This window comes from Shinella sp. JR1-6 (assembly GCF_004284735.1).
Lineage (GTDB): Bacteria > Pseudomonadota > Alphaproteobacteria > Rhizobiales > Rhizobiaceae > Shinella.
On the sequence record NZ_SHMI01000004.1, the window covers coordinates 246,883 to 264,029 of the forward strand.

Below are 17,147 nucleotides of genomic sequence, written 5' to 3' on the forward strand. Positions count from 1 at the left end.
AAGCAAGGAGAGGGGACTTGCCCCGCAAACGGGCATGGGGTGTGGAAATCAGATCGGCATACCCCTTCGCCCCGCTTGCGGGGAGACGGTGGCCGACAGGCCGGGATGAGGGCGGCCACGACTTTTATCCTTTGCGCAATTGCGGCTGGACAGCCGCTCCTCAATTTGCTGAGTAAATCCCCACGGAGTTGAGGATTTTACGATGGCTTTGGCGGATATCAGGGGCGGCGCACGCAACCACGAGGGCATCGCAGCGGCACTGCCGCGCCTGGCGGAGCGTTTCGGCACGCGATTCCAGACGGGTGAGGCGATCCGCGCCCAGCATGCACACACGACGACCTATATTCCCGCCCAGCTGCCTGACGGTGTCGTCTTCGTCGAGAGTGCCGAAGAAGTGAAGGCTGTGGTCTCGCTTTGCGCGGAGCTGAAGGTTCCCGTCATCCCCTTCGGCACGGGCTCTTCGCTGGAGGGGCAGGTGAATGCGCCGAATGGTGGCATTTCCATCGATTTCAGCAACATGAAGCGAGTCCTGGAAGTCAATGCCGAGGACCTCGACTGCACGGTCGAGCCCGGCATCACGCGCGAGGAGCTGAACGTCTATCTGCGCGATACCGGCCTGTTCTTCCCGATCGACCCCGGCGCGAATGCGTCGATCGGCGGCATGACCTCGACACGCGCCTCCGGCACCAATGCCGTGCGCTACGGCACGATGAAGGACAATGTGCTCGCCGTCACCGCTGTGACAGCCACCGGCGAGGAAATCCGCACCGCCCGCCGGGCGCGAAAATCCTCCGCCGGATACGACCTGACTCGGCTCTTCGTCGGGGCGGAGGGCACACTCGGCGTGCTGACTTCGGTGACGCTGCGCCTGCAGGGCATCCCGTCGGTCATCGCCGGCGGCATCTGCGGCTTCCCGACGCTGAAGGATGCCTGTGATGCCGTCATCATGACCATCCAGCTCGGCATTCCCGTCGCCCGCATCGAGCTTGTCAACACGCTGCAGATCAAGGCTTGCAACGCCTATTCGGGCCTGACGTTGCCCGAGCAGCCGACGCTCTTCGTCGAGTTTCACGGCAATGAGGACAGCGTTCGCCTGCAATCGGAGGAGTTCGGTGCGATCGCCGCCGAATGCGGCGGTGGGACCTTCCAGTGGAGTGCGGATGCGGAGGAGCGCGCGAAACTCTGGAAGGCGCGGCACAATGTCTACTGGTCGGCCAAGGCGCTGCGGCCCGGTTGGGAAGCGATCGCCACCGATGTCTGCGTACCGATCTCGCGCCTTGCCGATTGCGTGGCGGAAACCGAGCGCGATATCGAGGAACACGGGCTTCTAGCGCCGATCGTCGGCCATGCGGGCGACGGAAATTTCCATGTCAGCCTCGTCTTCGACGACAAGGATCCGGCGCATGTTGCCAAGGTCGAGGCCTTCGTCGGCCGGCTCAACGCCCGGGCGCTTGCCATGGACGGCACCTGCACCGGCGAACACGGTATAGGCCAGGGCAAACAGGCCTTTCTGCCGGGTGAGCTCGGTGGCACGGTCCAGCTGATGCGGCAGATCAAGCAGGCGCTCGACCCGGACAACATTCTGAATCCCGGCAAGATTTTTTCGACCCTCTCAGGCAATTAGTCGTTATCCTGAGGCGGTGAAACGAAATTCAAGGCAGGCGGCGTGCTTTCCAGAATCATGCTCTTCGTTGGCGGCTTGGTGGTCGTGGCGCTCTTTGCGGCGCTGCTTGCTCCGCTTTTCGTCGACTGGACCAGCTTCCGCCAGGATTTTGAACGCGAGGCGAGCCGCATCATGGGCCGCACCGTCGTGGTGCATGGCAGCGTCGACGCACGCCTGATCCCGTTCCCCTCCGTGACGCTCAACGACGTGCGTGTCGGCGCGCCGGAGGATGGCCAGCCGCTGGTCGAGATTGCGCGTTTCTCCATGGATGCGGAACTGGCCCCGTTCCTCTCCGGCGAGGCGCTGATCTTCGATATGCGCATCGAGGAGCCGAAGGCGCGCATCAAGCTTTTCGAGGACGGCACGCTGGATTGGGCGCGCGGCCGCAAGTCCGATATTCCCGCCCGCACCGTCATCCTGGAAAGCGTCGCGATATCCGGCGGCGAGATCGAATTCGTCGATGCCCAGACTGGCCGCACCCGCCGTGTCACCGGCCTCGATGCACAGGTTTCGGCGAAATCGCTCGGCGGCCCCTGGCGCATCGACGGGCGCGCGTCGCTTGATGGCGAGAGCGGGGCGTTCCAGCTTTCGAGCGGACAGGTGGAGAATGGTGCGCTCTCCCTGCGCGCCCGCATCGTGCCCGACCGGCTTGCCTTCACTGCCGATCTGGACGGTGCGCTGAAGGTCGTCGATTTCCGTCCGCAATATGGCGGCGACTTCACCATCTCGGAAAAGCCGCGACCGAAGGGTGAGGGGCCGGCCGACCCGATCCGTGTCGCGGGAAAATTCGAACTTTCCAACGAGCGCATCCGCGTGCCGGAATACCGCCTTGAAGCCGGCCCGCGCGAGGACCCCTATGTGGTGACCGGCGAGGCGACGCTCGATACCGGTCGCGCGCCGGAATTCCTCTTGATCGCCGATGGCCAGCAGATCGACGTCTCACGCATCGGCAACGGCGGGGAGGGCGGCAAGACGGGCCGCAACCCGCAGGTCTCCGCTCGCCAGCGGCTACAGGCGCTGCTCGCCATCGCTGCCGATATCCCGATCCCGCAGGTGCCCGGCCGCGCCAGCCTGTTCCTCCCCGCCGTGGTGGTCGGTGACACGACCGTGCGCGAGGTGCGTCTCGATGTGAAGCCCGATGGGGAAGGCTGGCAGATCGACCGGGCGGATGCGCTCCTGCCCGGCCGCACGACGCTCGAGGCCAAGGGCCGGCTGACGCTCAAGGCCAACCGCGGCTTTGTCGGCGATCTGCTGGTCGCCTCGAACCAGCCCTCGGGGCTGGCGACCTGGCTTGCCGGATCCGTGGATCCGGAAATCCGCAAGCTCAAGACCGCCGGTTTTTCCGCCGAGGTCAACCTGACCGACGAGTTGCAGCGCTTCGAAAATCTCGAGATCGCCATCGGTGGCGCCTCGCTGCTCGGCCGTATGGAGCGCGAGTCACGTGCGGATGTTCCCACGCTGTCGCTGCAGTTGCGCGGCAACGAGGTTGCGCTGGAATCGCTGCAGGCGCTTGTCGGCCTGGTGGCGGGAGATACCTCGCTTTCCGCCGTGCTGGACCATTCGATCGCGCTCGATATCAAGGCTGACCGTTTCCTCGCCTTCGGTGAAAGTGCCTCCGGCGTCAGCGCGGCGCTGTCCATCAAGGACGGCCTTCTGACCTTGAGCCGCCTGAACATCGCCGCGCTGGATGGTGTTACCCTTTCGGCCAGCGGCACGCTGGGCGGTTCGCTCTTTGCGCCGAGCGCCGGGCTCGACATGACGGTGAAGGCGGCTGTGATGCGTCCGGTGGCCGAGCTTCTGGCGCGGCATCTGCCCCAGCATCCGGTGCTTGCCCGTTTCCTCGCCAATGCCGGCTATTACGACAATGCGGACCTTGCCGTTCGGCTGGCCGTTTCCGGCGAGGCGGGCGATCCGGCGACCGTGACGATCAGCGGCCCCGTCAATGACGGACGGGTCGAAATGAAGCTTTCCGCCGCGACGCCCGCGGACCTTCTGGCGGGGCGCAATTTCGAGCTTGAGGGCAGCATCTTCAATCCGCAGTCGGTGGTGCTGGCCGGGCAGATCGGGCTTGACCCGTTGCCCTTTGATGCGGATCCGGATGGCAGCGTCACCTTCCGTGTCAAGCAGCCGGAGGAAGGACCGGCCGATGTCTCCGTCGCCTTCAGCGCCGGCAGTACGACGATCTCGGCCAAGGGGACGGCTGCGCTCTCCGCGGCCGATTTCCCGGCCGGTATGCTCGCCCTTTCGGCGAAGAGCGATGACATCGAGCCTTATCTGATGATGAACGGTATCGCCGTGCCGCAGGCCGGCGCAGGCCTTCCGCTCGCGTTGCAGGCATCGGTGGCGACGAGCGCTGCGGCGATCACGATCACCGATGTCGCCGGGGAGGCCGACCGCAACGCCTTTTCCGGCCGCCTCACGCTCGATCGCACGGCGCCGGTGCTCAAGGGCACGGGCGCGCTGCGCTTTGATACGGTGGATTTCGCCTTCCTCGCCGAAGCCGTCGCCGGGCCGGTGACGGATGTGCTCGACGGCGGGCTGAACGCGGCGCCGCTCGTGCAGCCGCTTCAGGATGCCGCCGATCTCTCCGTCGCACTGGAGGCGGGGGCCTTCTGGCCGGGCCTCTATGGGGCCGTGGAGGGCTTTTCGGGCAATCTCGTCTGGAAGGGTGGCGAGTTGACGCTGACCGATATGGCGGGCGACTGGCTGGGTGGCCGGCTGGCCGGGCGCCTCAAGGTCGCCAATGCGGACGAGAATGGCCTGTTCGAGGCGCGGGCGGACCTGTCGGGTGTGGATCTGGCGAAGATCGTCTGGGCGGGCCCGCTGGGGGCCGTCGCGACGGGCAAGGCCGATGTGAGGCTGGCTGTCGATGCCTCGGGCAAAAGCGTGCGTGCCATGGTCGAGGGCGCCAGCGGTTCGGGCGAGGCGCAAATCTCCGATCTCACCCTGCGTGGGATCGATACCGGCGCGTTGCCGGCGCTGCTGAAGGCGGCCGATGGCATCGAGGGCGATATCACGCCCGAGCGCGTCGCCGGGTTTGCGGCGGATGCGATTCTCGCGGGCGAAGCGGTGCTGGGCACCGTGCGCCTGCCCTTTGCGCTTGCCGGTGGCAAACTGCGCGTCCAGAGCGTGGCCGCAGGCGACGGCAAGGCGGCCTTCTCCGGCGATGCGGATATCGATCTTGCCGGCGATATGATGGCGGGTCGGCTGTCCGTCACCTATGCGGCTGGCGAGGACGCGCTGGCGGGGGCGGAACCCGAGGTGGCGCTCGACTATCGCGGCCTCGTGGAGGCGCCAGGCGTGGCACTCGACGTGCAGCCGCTTGCCAACTTCCTCTCGCTGCGGCGCTTCGAGACGGAGCGGCGCCGGGTGGAAACCTTGCAGGCAAACGTGCTGGAAAAGCAGCGCCTTCGGCGTGAGGCCGCGCTCTATCGCTCGCGTGCGGAAGCGCGCGCCGCACTTGCCGAAGCGATGCGCCTGCAGATGGAGGAGGAGCAGCGCCGCCGCACCGAGGCACGCGAGCGCGTCGAGCGGGAACGGAGCGCGCGGGAGGCCGCCGAAGCCGCCGAGCGTGCCCGCCGCAAGGCTGCGGACGACGAACGCCGCCTGCGGGAGGCCGAGGAGCAGGCCCGCCGTCTTGCCGAACAGCGCGCGGCGGCGGAGGCCAGCCGGGCTGAGGACGAGGCGGAGCGCCGCCGCCTGCCCGTCCTGCCGGGCGAAGGCGTGGAGCGTGGCGGCGAACTGCCGCCGCTCGACAGTGGACAGAACCTGAATTTCGATGGGCTGCCCGGTGTGAACTGAGCCGTTCCGGGAAGGGCGAGGACCGGATGCCGGCGCACCGCGCGACCCGGAAACGGGATTTGCCGCCGTGGAAGGCGCGCGTCAGGAGCGCCGCAGCGTTTTGCGGGGGGCTTGCTTTACGCCGCGCCGTTCGCCTTGCGTTTCAGCCAGCCCAGCACATGAAGGCGCAGGGCCGAGGACAGGTTGCCCTCGATGCCCCTTTCGTCGTCGATGTCGCGGATGAGGGCGGCGAGCGGTAGATCGCGCTCGATGGCGATGGCCTTCAGCTCGTCGTGAAAGGCGGGCTCGAGCGAGAAGCTCGTACGGTGGCCGTGCAGGGTGGTCGAATATTTGCGGATCATGCCCGTCCCCCACAAAGGTGCCGTCCGTCTGGAGCCGCTCCATGTGCGAGAGCCAACGGGCGCGCCCTGCTGCTTCGACAAATGCCGCAGCCTTCTGACGGATCGATTCCGCTTCTTTCGGCAAGGGCTTGAAAGATCAGCCTTTGCCGTTCTTGGGATCGTCTTCCGGCCGTTCCAGCTGGCCCTGTTCGAACGCCTTCTGCGCCTTGTCGTTCAGCGTGCGCGTCAGTGTCTTCTCCGCCTTGGTGCGGCCAAAGCTGATGCGGTTCTGCTCGGCCTGCTTCTCTTTTTCGGAGCGGGCCTTCTGCTTGCGAACCTGGCGGAGATTGACGACGTCGCCGCTCATCGCGCGGCCTCAGTTCTTCTTGCGGAAGGAATCGAGCGAAACGACGGAACCACCCTTGTTGTTGTCGTCGCCACCGGTCGGCGGCGTCGGGTCCTCGGTGGTTTCTTCGGTTTTTTCCGCGGCGACGGGGTAGGCGGTGATCTCGGCGGAGTGTTCTTCCTCTTCCTCTACGGCCGGTACGTCGAATTCCAGTTCGAAGCTTACCGACGGGTCATAGAAGCCGCGGATGGCGTTGAACGGGATGACGAGCTTTTCCGGCGTGTCGGAGAAGGAGAGGCCGATCTCGAACAGGCTTTCCGTGACTTTGAGGTCCCAGAACTGATGCTGGATGACGATGGTCATCTGCTCGGCATATTTTGCCTTCAGGTGCTGCGAGATGCGCACGCCGGGGGCGTTGGTCAGGAACGTGATGAAGAAGTGGTGCTCGCCCGGCAGATGGCCGGTGACCGCAATTTCGGACAAAACCTTGCGGATGACGCTGCGCAGCGCGTCCTGGGCGAGAATGTCATAGCGAATGTGGTCTTGCGCCATCCGTTCCTGTCTTTCTTCCAGCCTTTGTGTTCAGGCATTGCATGAGAGCACTTCCGCTTTTCGTCGAATTGCAGAAAGGCTCCGTCTCTTGTTTCAACGCAATTCCGAACGCAAAACCGCTTCACGCTTTTGCTGGAATTGCCTTGGCCTCATACCCTAGGGCACGAGTCATCTGGCACAGCTATAGACCATTTCAAGGGATTGGAGAAGGTGAAGGCTTCTGTTGCCAGGTGCCTTCGGACCCCGCCTGCCGGTGCGACCCGTCAGGACTTTGAGTGAAGTGTCACACCGCCATTAGGCAGCGAGACGAGCTTCCGCATAGTTGTCGTTTGCAACTACAAGTTTAGCCCGATAACGGTGGTACAATGCCGAGCAAAAAGTCGATCTTTACGCCCTTGTCGATCCTATTTCGCCCCCATCAAAAGCCGGTCTGCTTGGAAAGACCGGTTTTTGGTGGAGGCGCCGGGTACCGCCCCCGGGTCCAATGGGTTTATTACACCGCCCGTTTATTGCCATAGCTGCCGAGGCAGCACCCTTCATATAGGCGCTCTCGGCCTTCAAGAAAAGGGCTTTGTGACAGGGATTTGGCAAAGTTTTTCGGTTCAGGCGGTTTCGGCGAGCGGGGGCGGGGTTTCCGCTGTCCATTGCTTCTGGAAGTCGGCAAGCGGGACCGGGCGGCCGAAATAGAAGCCCTGGAAGGCCATGCCGCCGAAGGATTGCAGGAGCAGGAACTGTTCCTTCGTCTCGATGCCTTCGGCGACGACGGACAGGTCCAGCGTGCGGGCGATGTCGAAGATGCTCTTGAGCAGCAGGCGGTTGCGTTTGCTCTCCGGGGCGTCCTTGACGAAGGAGCGGTCGATCTTGATCTCCTGGATCGGCAGGCGGCGCAGATGGCTGAGCGAGGAATAGCCGGTGCCGAAATCGTCGAGCGAGAGGGTGAGGCCGGCGGCGCGCAGCACGCCCATCTTCTCCGCGATGGCATCGACGTCGTTCGCCATCATGCTTTCGGTCAGTTCCAGCTTGAGGCGTGCCGGGTCGATGTCCTGCGCGCGGATCCGGGCGAGCACGGTGTCGGCAAAGTCGACCTTCATGAACTGGTCGGCGCTGACATTGACCGCGAGCCTCAGGTGACGGGTTGCTTCGTCCTGTTGCCAGAAGGAGAGCGTCTTGAGAGCCTCGTTCAGCACCCAGTCGCCGATCGCGGGCATCAGGCCTGCCTGCTCGGCGATGGGGATGAATTCGGCAGGCGACACGAAGCTGCCGTCCGGCCGCCGCCAGCGCAGCAGCGCCTCCGCGCCGGTGACCGTGCCGGTCTGGTCCACCTGCGGCTGGTAGAACAGCTCGAATTCCCGGTTCTTCAGCGCGGCGGTGATGTCGCGCTCCCGTCCGAGATTGCGGGCGAATTCCTGCCGCATCATGTAGAGGCAGCCACACAGCATGGTGACGGCGATCGTCACGTTGACCCACGATCCGACGAAGCGGAAATCGTTGGAAATCGGCCGGGCGAAGGGCAGGGCGATCTGCGTGCTGGCGAAGACGACAAAGGTCGCAAGCGAGAGCGCGACGATGGCGAGCTGCCGGCGCGACGGGCGTTGCTGGTAGTTGATATAGCCGATCATCGCCAGCACGAGCAGGAAGAGATGCGAGACCCGCGGGGCGATGTCGTTCGGCACGTCGAACAGCAGGCAGAAGGCGGCGATGATGACGAGGAAGGCGACCTGGGAAAGGAAGATGGCAGCGGTCAGCTGGCGGCGCCGGGCGAGCACGAAGCTGGCGATCGCGACGGTGACCAGCGCCACGTCCATGGCGACCATCGACCATTCCTGCATCGCCGCGAAGACGAGGCCCCAGCCGGCCGTCAACACGCCTGCGGCGAGGGAGGCCGTGGCATAGACGAGCCGGAAACGATCGGAATAGTCGTCAGTCTGTCTCACATGCGGGGGTACTCGCGGTGGGGTGGTCCATCAGGTCTTGTGCAGATAGCTGTAGCGGAAATTCCTTCAGAAAGTGCAAAAATATCGCGCGGTAAAACCCAGGCGAGCGGGGCCTGCGCCATGTGGAGGCTTTCGCTGGCGCTTTATTAGCGCTTGACTTGCCGGAGCGGCTTGAAAAACATGGCCGTCGGCCGGTGCGCCATGACGGCGGCGGCCGCGCAATCGGAGAGGAGATGCCATGACCGATTATCTCGCAGACGTCCGCAAGTATGACAGTGGTGCGGACGAGGCCATCGTCAAGAAGATCGTGAGCCATCTCGGCATCGCGCTGCGCAACCGGGACTCCTCGCTCGTCTCCTGCTCCGACCCGGAAGAGCTGAACCGCGTCAAGGAAAAGTGGTGCGCCAAGAAGTTCGGCATCACGGGCGAGGCCGCCGACAAGGCGGTGGAGGCCGTCTGCAAGGCGATGGCCGACGACCGCACGAAATCGCGCGTCACCTTCTATTACCTCACCGCAAAGGAACTCGGCACGCTCGGCGCGCTCGCCTGAGGAAATCCGGGACAACCCGATTTCACGCTTTGGCCGCCGCCGTTCCCGCTCTAGTATCTCACGCTGGACAACGAATCGGCGGCGACCATGCAGCAATATCTCGACCTTCTCGCCCATGTGATGGAAAACGGTACCGACCGCGGCGACCGGACCGGCACGGGCACGCGTGGCGTCTTCGGCTACCAGATGCGCTTCGATCTCTCGGAAGGTTTTCCGGTTCTGACCACCAAGAAGCTGCATCTGCGCTCGATCATCCATGAGCTCCTGTGGTTCCTGAAGGGTGACACCAACATCGGCTATCTCCATGAGAACGGTGTCACCATCTGGGACGAATGGGCGGATGCCGAGGGTGAACTCGGCCCGGTCTACGGCTACCAGTGGCGCTCCTGGCCGACCCATGACGGCCGCCATCTCGACCAGATCGTCGCCGTCGTCGACAGTATCCGGCGCAATCCGAATTCCCGCCGTCATATCGTCTCGGCCTGGAACCCGGCGCTGGTCGACGAGATGGCGTTGCCGCCCTGCCATTGCCTGTTCCAGTTCTACGTGGCGGACGGAAAGCTCTCCTGCCAGCTCTACCAGCGTTCCGCCGACATCTTCCTCGGCGTGCCCTTCAACATCGCCTCCTATGCGCTGCTGACCATGATGGTGGCGCAGGCGACCGGCCTGCAGCCGGGTGATTTCGTGCATACGCTGGGCGACGCGCATATCTACTCCAACCATTTCGAGCAGGTGCGCACCCAGATGGCCCGCCGCCCGAAGCCCTTGCCCTTCATGAAGCTCAATCCTGATGTGAAGGACCTTTTCTCCTTCAAATTCGAGGACTTCACCCTGATTGGCTATGAAGCCGATTCAACCATCAAGGCGCCCATCGCCGTCTGATTTTCGGGTACTCGCATGACTGAAGCCAAGATCGTCCTCGTCGTGGCTGCCGCCAGGAACGGCGTCATCGGCCGCGACGGCGACCTGCCGTGGCGCCTGCCGTCGGATCTCAAGCGCTTCAAGCAGTTGACGCTCGGCAAGCCGGTGGTGATGGGGCGGAAGACCTGGGAATCGATCGGCAAGCCGCTGCCGGGCAGACCGAACATCGTCATCACCCGTGATGTGTCATTTTCCGCACCCGGCGCTGCGGTCGTTTCCTCGCTCGACGCAGGGCTTTCCGCTGCCCGCCGTGAGGCGGAAGGACTTGGCGTGGACGAGATCTGCGTCATCGGCGGCGGGCAGATTTATGCGCAGGCCTTCGACCGGGCGGACATCCTGCACGTCACCCATGTCCAGGCGGATGTGGAGGGCGATGCGCGCTTTCCCGATATCGATCCGGCAGTCTTCGAAAAAGTGGTGGACGAGCCGATTCCGCAGGGAGAGAAGGACAGCCACGCCATGCGCTTCGTCACCTGGCGTCGAAAAGCGGTCCTGTAGCCCCGATCACGAACTATTTTGCCGCACAAGCCGGCAAGCTCACGCGGATTTGTTGAAAGGTGCCGGAGTGATACCTATAACGGGTTCACCTCGCGTAGCGCGGTGAAACATTCCGCGAAGCGCGGCACGTAGGGATTTAAAGAAAGAGGTATTGATGCCCTGGAGCAATCAGAACGGCGGCGGCGGCCCTTGGGGCGGTGGCAGCGGCGGTGGTGGAAACAATCAGGGGCCATGGGGGCAGGGTCCGAACCGGCCCCGCGGCGGCGGCGGAAGCGGCAATGGCGGCCCGCCCGACCTCGAGGATATCATCCGGCGCGGCCAGGATCAGCTGAAGAACGTCATGCCTGGTGGCATCAATGGCGGCGTCGTGGTCATCGCGCTGCTTCTTGTCGGCGTCTTCTGGCTGATGAACGCCATCTACACCGTTCAGCCGGACGAGCGTGGCGTCGAGCTGCGCTTCGGCAAGCCGAAGCAGGAAGTCGCCATGCCCGGCCTGCATTTCCACCTCTGGCCGCTCGAAACCGTCGAACTCGTCAAGATCACCGAGCAGCAACAGAATATCGGCCGCCGCTCGGCCTCGTCGAATGCCGAAAATTCCGGCCTGATGCTCACGGGTGATCAGAACATCGTCAACGTGCAGTTCTCGGTGCTCTATTCGGTCACGGATCCGCAGTCCTACCTCTTCAATCTCGAATACCCGGCGGAGACGCTGCAGCAGGTTTCCGAAAGCGCCATGCGCGAAGTCGTCGGCCGCCGCCCCGCCCAGGACATTTTCCGCGACAACCGTCAGGCCATCGCGGAGGGCGTGAAGACGACGATCCAGGCGACCATGGACGCTTACGGCGCCGGCATCTCGATCAACACCGTCGCCATCGAGGACGCTGCCCCGCCGCGCGAGGTCGCCGACGCCTTCGACGAAGTGCAGCGCGCCGAGCAGGACGAAGACCGCTTCGTCGAGGAAGCCAACCAGTACGCCAACCAGAAGCTGGGTCTTGCCCGCGGTCAGTCGGCGCAGATCCGCGAAGAGGCGGCCGCCTACAAGGACCGTGTCGTCAAGGAAGCGGAAGGTGAGGCGGCGCGCTTCCTCTCCATCTACGAACAGTACAAGGTAGCGCCCGATGTCACCCGCAAGCGTCTTTTCCTTGAAACCATGGAAGACGTGATGAAGAACTCCAAGAAGGTCATCATCGACGAGAAGCAGGGCGGCCAGGGTGTGGTTCCCTTCCTTCCCCTCAATGAACTCGGCCGCACCACCGGCCAGCAGGCGGGAGGCACGCAGTAATGGGCAACCGTATACCGGCAATCCTGATCGCCGTCGGCGTTCTCCTCTTCATCGTCTATTCCTCGGTGTTCGTCGTCAACGAACGCCAGCAGGCGATCGTCATCCGCTTCGGCCAGATCCAGGACGTCAAGTCCGAACCCGGCCTCTACTTCAAGCTGCCCTTCGGCTTCATGGATGCCGACAGCGTGCAGTACATCCAGGATCAGGCGCTGCGCTTTGATCTCGACAACATCCGCGTCCAGGTCTCGGGCGGCAAGTTCTACGAGGTCGATGCCTTCGTGGTCTACAAGATCACCGATGCCCGCCGCTTCCGCGAAACGGTTTCGGGCGATCGGGAATCGGCTGAAGCGCGCCTGCGTACCCGTCTCGACGCGGCCCTGCGCCGGGTCTACGGTCTGCGCGGCTTCGAGTCCGCTCTTTCCGAAGAGCGCGCCTCGATGATGCGTGAAGTGCGCGGCGAACTGACGAACGATGCCTCGAGCCTCGGCCTCACGATCTCCGACGTTCGTATCCGTCGTACGGACCTGACGCAGGAAGTCTCGCAGCAGACCTATGACCGTATGAAGGCCGAGCGTCTGGCGGAAGCCGAACTCATCCGTGCCCGTGGTAACGAAGAAGGCCAGCGCCGCCGCGCCATCGCCGACCGTCAGGTCGTCGAGTTCGTCGCCGCCGCGCAGCGCGATTCGGAAATCCTGCGAGGCGAGGGCGACGGCGAACGCAGCCGTGTCTACGGCGAAGCCTTCTCCCAGGATGCGGCTTTCTACGACTTCTACCGGTCCATGATCGCTTATCGCGATGCGATGAGCACTTCCGACACCACGCTTGTGCTGTCGCCGCAGTCGGAGTTCTTCCGCTACTTCGAGGATGCCGCCGGTGCGAAGCCGGTGACCTCGGGCACGGCGACGACGCCGTCGACCGCAAACTGAGAACGGCATGACCGATTTCCTGACGGGGATCGCGTTCTTCCTGATCATCGAGGGGCTGGTGTACGCACTGGCCCCTTCGATTTTGAAGCGCATGGCGGAAATGCTGCCGCAGATTCCGGAAAGCCAGCTGCGTGCCTCCGGGCTCGTCGCCGTGGCGCTCGGCGTCGCCATGGTGTGGTTCATCCGCGGCGCGTGAACGCGGCCCTTGCGGCTGCCTGCGAAGACGGGCAAGACTTCACATGAATTCAGCGCGGCGGACTGATTTTTGCCGTATCCGGGGCAAACACTCGCCGCGACAATCAGACGAAAGAGGATGCCGACCATGGCTTTGAAGATGAGGTCCAGCGTTGCCCATGCGGCACTCGCACTCGCGGTGAGTTTTTCGCTGGTCGCGGGGGGACCGTTTGCCGTGCCGGCAGCTGCGCAGGTCAAGCCGAACGGCCCGGAATCGGTCGCCGATCTTGCCGAAAACCTGCTCGACGCCGTAGTGAACATCTCCACCTCGCAGAACGTCAAGAGCGACGACAAGGCGCCCATCCCGCAGGTGCCGGAAGGTTCGCCCTTCCAGGATTTCTTCGACGAATTCTTCAAGGGTGAGGGGGGCGAGGGCTCCAACCAGGGCCAGACCGTCAACTCGCTCGGTTCCGGCTTCGTCATCGACCCTTCGGGCTTCATCGCCACGAACAACCATGTCATCGAGGGCGCTGACGACATCGAGGTGAATTTCGCCAACGGTTCCAAGCTGAAGGCAAAACTCGTCGGCACCGACCCGAAGACCGATCTGGCGCTCTTGAAGGTCGAGCCGAAATCGCCGCTGAAGGCGGTGCCGTTCGGCGATTCCCGCACCATGCGCATCGGTGACTGGGTGATGGCGATCGGCAACCCGTTCGGCCTTGGCGGCTCGGTGACCGTTGGCATCATTTCCGCGCGGGGGCGCAACATCAATGCTGGCCCCTACGATAATTTCATCCAGACGGACGCCGCCATCAACCGCGGCAATTCCGGCGGTCCGCTGTTCAACATGAAGGGCGAGGTCATCGGCATCAACACGGCGATCATCTCGCCTTCCGGCGGGTCGATCGGCATCGGCTTCTCCGTGCCGACGGAGCTTGCGCAGAACATCTTCATGCAGCTGCGCGATTTCGGCGAGACGCGGCGCGGCTGGCTCGGCGTACGCATCCAGCCGGTCACCGACGACATTGCCGAAAGCATCGGCATGAGCGAGGCCAAGGGCGCGCTCGTTGCCGGCATCATCAAGGGCGGGCCGGTCGACAACGGCTCGATCATGACCGGTGATGTCATCACCCGCTTCGACGGCAAGGATGTCGACGAGATGCGCGACCTGCCGCGCGTCGTTGCCGAAAGCCCGGTCGGCAAGGCGGTCGACGTCGTATTGCTGCGCGACGGCAAGGAGATGACCGTCAAGGTCACGCTCGGCCGCCTCGAGGACGGCGAGAAGCAGGCCGAGGATGACGACGTGACCCAGGACGAGGGCACGACGCCCGAGACCGGCGAAGCCCAGCCCAGCAAGGCCGACATGGTGCTTGGCATGGGCATCAGCGACCTCGGCGAGGAGGCGCGCAAGACCTTCGAGATCGTCGAAAGCGTCAAGGGCGTCGTGATCACCGAGGTGGCGCCCGATTCGGCTGCCGCCGAACGCGGCATCGTGCCCGGCGATGTCATCGTCGAGATCGGCCAGGAGGCAGTGACGACGGCGGAAGAGGTCAAGGCCCGAATCGCCAAGCTGAAGTCCGAAGACCGCCGCAACGCGCTGATGATGATCGCCAACCGCACCGGAGCACTGCGCTACATCACCGTGCGCATCGATTAAGGCGAGTCCCGCCAAGGGTTTGCAGGCGAAAGCCGAAAAACGGATTCAGGCCGTTGGAGCATTGCTTCAACGGCCGTTTTCATGGCCGTGGCTAGCGATTGTACCAGGTTGCACGATCCAGCGTGTAGAGCACGTGCGGGCGCAGCGCATCGTCGAGGCCTGGCATGTCGAAATTCCGCTCGGGAGCCGCGCGCATGCCGATGCGCTGCATGACGGCGATCGAGCGCGTGTTTCCGGCGACTGCGAAGGAGACGATCTCGCCGAGGTTCTTTTCTGTGAAGCCGAAGGCGAGCAGCCGTTCGGCGGCCTCGGTGATGTAGCCCTTGCCCCAGTGACGCCGGGCCAGCCGCCAGCCGATTTCCACCGTGCCGGCCGGCAGGTGCGGTTCAAGCCGTTCCGTCGTGCGCGCGAGACCGCAGAAGCCGAGCGCCGCGTCGCTTTCCCGCTCGGCGAGCGCGTAGAAGCCGAGGCCGGTCTCGGCGATGGTGTCGCGGAGGCGCTCGAAGAGTTCGTCGGACTGGGCGCGGGTGCGCAGGAACGGGAAGAACTCCATCACCACGGGATCGGAATTGATCTCGTGGAAGAGGTCCCGATCCTTCTCCTCCCAGTTCCGGAGCGTGAGGCGGCTGGTCGTGGCGATAGGCATCAGCCGGCAACGAAATCGGATTTGCGGTAGCCCTGCAGGTAGAGCAGCGCGGTGAGGTCGCCGTGGTCGATGCGGATCTTCGCCTCTGCCGCGACGGCCGGCTTGGCGTGCAGTGCGACCCCGGCGCCCGACAGATGCAGCATGCCGAGATCATTGGCGCCGTCGCCGACGGCCATGGCGTCGTCAGGCGAAATGCCGAGCCGTTCGGAAATCTCGATCAAGGCGTCCACCTTGGCCTGCTTGCCGAGGATCGGGTCGGCCACTTCGCCGGTCAGCTTGCCGTCGGCGTCGATGAGCAGGTTGGCGCGGTTCTCGTCGAAGCCGAGTGTCGCGGCGATGCGGCTCGTGAAGACGGTGAAGCCGCCGGAGACGAGCGCCGTGTAATAGCCCTTCGCCTTCATGGTCGCGATCAGTTCGCGCCCGCCCGGCGTCAGCGTGATGCGCTTTTCGATGACCTCGTCGATAACGGAGACCGGCAGCCCCTTGAGCAGGGCGACACGCTCGCGAAGCGCAGGTTCGAAGGCGATCTCGCCGTTCATGGCGCGGGCCGTGATGGTCGCGACCTTGTCCTTGAGGCCGACTTCGGCGGCGAGCTCGTCGATGCATTCCTGGCCGATCATCGTCGAATCCATGTCGGCGATCAGCAGCTTCTTGCGCCGCGTTTCCGCTTCCTGGATGGCAAGGTCGACCGGTTCGCTGCCGATGACAGCGCGGATGGCCGCCTCGGATGCCTCGAGATCGCTGCCGTCGCGCAGCGCGATATCGCAGGCAATGCCGTCGGCAAGCCAGTAGAGGCCGGACGCCTTGACCGCATCGGCAGCCTTTTCGGCGAGGGCGGGCGTCAGGACAGGATTTGACGGATTGGCGACAAGCGTGGCAACGAAAGCCATGATGAGAAACCTTGATCGAAAGCGGGACGCGATCCTGATAACGGGCCCGACGGCCAGCGGCAAGTCCGCGCTCGCCGTGCGGCTGGCGGCCGAGCACGGCGGCGTGGTGGTAAACGCCGACAGCATGCAGGTCTATGACACGCTCGATATCCTCACCGCCCGACCGCAGCCGGACGACATGGGGGGCATCGAGCACCGGCTCTACGGCCATGTGCCGGCCGGCGCGACCTATTCGACCGGCGACTGGCTGCGTGAGGCGACGGCGGTCGTCACGGAGTTGCGGCAGCGGGAAAAGCTGCCGGTCTTCGTCGGCGGAACGGGACTTTATTTTCGCGCGCTGACGGGCGGGCTCTCCGACATGCCGGCGATCCCCGAGGCCGTCCGCACGCGCCTGCGTGCCCGGCTTGTGCAAGAGGGGGCCGAAGCCCTTCACCACGCGCTCGAGATTGGCGATCCGCAAACGGCGGCGCGGTTGAAGCCGGCCGACGGCCAGCGCATCGTGCGGGCGCTGGAGGTGCTGGAGGCGACGGGGCAGTCGATCTCGGCCTTCCAGGCAGCGAGGGGACCGGCCGTCATCGATGCGGACAGGGCACAGAAGATTGTCGTCCTGCCGGACCGTGCGGTGCTCGCTGCCCGTATCGACCGGCGCTTCGCCGCGATGCTTGCCTCCGGCGCGGTGGCGGAGGTGCAGGCGCTGCTGGCGCTCGATCTTTCTCCCGCCATGCCTGTCATGAAGGCGATCGGCGTACCGCAGATCGCGGCGATGCTGGCCGACGAGATGAGCGCGGCTGAGGTCGCCGAGCGCGGGGCGGCGGCGACGCGGCAATATGCCAAGCGCCAGATGACCTGGTTCCGCAACCAGCTCGACGAGAGCTGGCAGCGCATCGATCCGCTGGCCCCTACGGGCACGCCCGGCGAGGTTTTTTAGAGGTTTTTGCGATCGGCCCCTCCCAATGTCCTGACGCGCAGGACATTGGGAGGGGCCGT

General features: G+C 64.5%; 16 protein-coding genes and 1 other RNA gene. 10 read left to right on the top strand and 7 right to left on the bottom strand.

Annotated elements, in window-relative coordinates:
* Positions 1–202 precede the first annotated feature (202 nt).
* Both EXZ48_RS08815 and EXZ48_RS08820 read left to right on the top strand, forming a co-directional pair.
* Positions 203–1,624, top strand: coding sequence for an FAD-binding oxidoreductase (locus EXZ48_RS08815; RefSeq protein WP_050744577.1), 1,422 nt, complete (start codon positions 203–205; stop codon positions 1,622–1,624).
* A gap of 42 nt (positions 1,625–1,666) precedes the next feature.
* Positions 1,667–5,464 carry an AsmA-like C-terminal region-containing protein gene (locus EXZ48_RS08820; protein ID WP_130515399.1) on the top strand — a complete coding sequence of 1,266 codons (3,798 nt, stop codon included), beginning with the start codon at positions 1,667–1,669 and terminating at the stop codon, positions 5,462–5,464.
* 116 nt (positions 5,465–5,580) lie between these two features.
* On the opposite strand, the gene EXZ48_RS08825 is transcribed toward EXZ48_RS08820, so the two are convergent.
* The 5 genes from EXZ48_RS08825 to EXZ48_RS08845 all read right to left on the bottom strand — a co-directional run bounded on the left by EXZ48_RS08825 (position 5,581) and on the right by EXZ48_RS08845 (position 8,616).
* Entirely contained in the window at positions 5,581–5,805 is a 225-nt protein-coding gene (locus EXZ48_RS08825) for a ribbon-helix-helix domain-containing protein (protein WP_130515400.1), read from the bottom strand.
* A 136-nt stretch (positions 5,806–5,941) separates the two neighbouring features.
* Positions 5,942–6,151 carry a DUF4169 family protein gene (locus EXZ48_RS08830; protein ID WP_023514230.1) on the bottom strand — a complete coding sequence of 70 codons (210 nt, stop codon included), beginning with the start codon at positions 6,149–6,151 and terminating at the stop codon, positions 5,942–5,944.
* 9 nt (positions 6,152–6,160) lie between these two features.
* Positions 6,161–6,682 (bottom strand): SspB family protein, encoded by a 522-nt coding sequence (locus EXZ48_RS08835; RefSeq protein ID WP_024270540.1) that lies wholly within the window; start codon positions 6,680–6,682, stop codon positions 6,161–6,163.
* Positions 6,683–6,891: 209 nt separating this feature from the next.
* Positions 6,892–7,252, bottom strand: a transfer-messenger RNA (tmRNA) gene (gene ssrA / locus EXZ48_RS08840).
* Between the two features lie 32 nt (positions 7,253–7,284).
* Positions 7,285–8,616, bottom strand: a complete 1,332-nt coding sequence (locus tag EXZ48_RS08845) for a bifunctional diguanylate cyclase/phosphodiesterase (protein WP_130515402.1) — start codon at positions 8,614–8,616, stop codon at positions 7,285–7,287.
* Positions 8,617–8,854: 238 nt separating this feature from the next.
* Here EXZ48_RS08845 and EXZ48_RS08850 point away from each other — a divergent pair, with 238 nt between their 5' ends.
* From EXZ48_RS08850 to EXZ48_RS08880, 7 genes are all read left to right on the top strand, one after another.
* Positions 8,855–9,166, top strand: coding sequence for a DUF2853 family protein (locus tag EXZ48_RS08850; RefSeq protein WP_023516050.1), 312 nt, complete (start codon positions 8,855–8,857; stop codon positions 9,164–9,166).
* Positions 9,167–9,253: 87 nt separating this feature from the next.
* A complete protein-coding gene (locus EXZ48_RS08855; protein ID WP_023516051.1) occupies positions 9,254–10,048 on the top strand; it encodes a thymidylate synthase in 795 nt (264 codons plus the stop codon).
* A 15-nt stretch (positions 10,049–10,063) separates the two neighbouring features.
* On the top strand, positions 10,064–10,585 hold the full coding sequence (locus EXZ48_RS08860; protein WP_023516052.1) for a dihydrofolate reductase: 522 nt from the start codon (positions 10,064–10,066) through the stop codon (positions 10,583–10,585).
* Between the two features lie 154 nt (positions 10,586–10,739).
* Positions 10,740–11,867: an FtsH protease activity modulator HflK gene (gene hflK / locus EXZ48_RS08865; RefSeq protein ID WP_023516053.1), complete on the top strand. Its 1,128-nt coding sequence runs from the start codon at positions 10,740–10,742 to the stop codon at positions 11,865–11,867.
* Positions 11,867–12,793 (top strand): protease modulator HflC, encoded by a 927-nt coding sequence (gene hflC, locus EXZ48_RS08870; protein WP_024270541.1) that lies wholly within the window; start codon positions 11,867–11,869, stop codon positions 12,791–12,793. Before hflK ends, hflC begins: the two co-directional genes overlap by 1 nt.
* Before the next feature lie 7 nt (positions 12,794–12,800).
* On the top strand, positions 12,801–12,989 hold the full coding sequence (locus tag EXZ48_RS08875; protein ID WP_023514440.1) for a DUF2065 domain-containing protein: 189 nt from the start codon (positions 12,801–12,803) through the stop codon (positions 12,987–12,989).
* A gap of 138 nt (positions 12,990–13,127) precedes the next feature.
* On the top strand, positions 13,128–14,624 hold the full coding sequence (locus EXZ48_RS08880) for a DegQ family serine endoprotease (RefSeq protein WP_371687649.1): 1,497 nt from the start codon (positions 13,128–13,130) through the stop codon (positions 14,622–14,624).
* 91 nt (positions 14,625–14,715) lie between these two features.
* Here EXZ48_RS08880 and EXZ48_RS08885 read toward each other — a convergent pair whose 3' ends face one another.
* Together EXZ48_RS08885 and serB are read right to left on the bottom strand one after the other, a co-directional pair.
* Entirely contained in the window at positions 14,716–15,270 is a 555-nt protein-coding gene (locus EXZ48_RS08885) for a GNAT family N-acetyltransferase (RefSeq protein WP_050744582.1), read from the bottom strand.
* Positions 15,270–16,160 carry a phosphoserine phosphatase SerB gene (gene serB / locus EXZ48_RS08890; protein ID WP_130515406.1) on the bottom strand — a complete coding sequence of 297 codons (891 nt, stop codon included), beginning with the start codon at positions 16,158–16,160 and terminating at the stop codon, positions 15,270–15,272. Before serB ends, EXZ48_RS08885 begins: the two co-directional genes overlap by 1 nt.
* Between serB and miaA the strand changes: the two genes are divergently transcribed.
* Positions 16,159–17,088 (top strand): tRNA (adenosine(37)-N6)-dimethylallyltransferase MiaA, encoded by a 930-nt coding sequence (gene miaA / locus EXZ48_RS08895; RefSeq protein WP_051758653.1) that lies wholly within the window; start codon positions 16,159–16,161, stop codon positions 17,086–17,088. The genes serB and miaA overlap by 2 nt on opposite strands.
* Positions 17,089–17,147 lie beyond the last annotated feature (59 nt).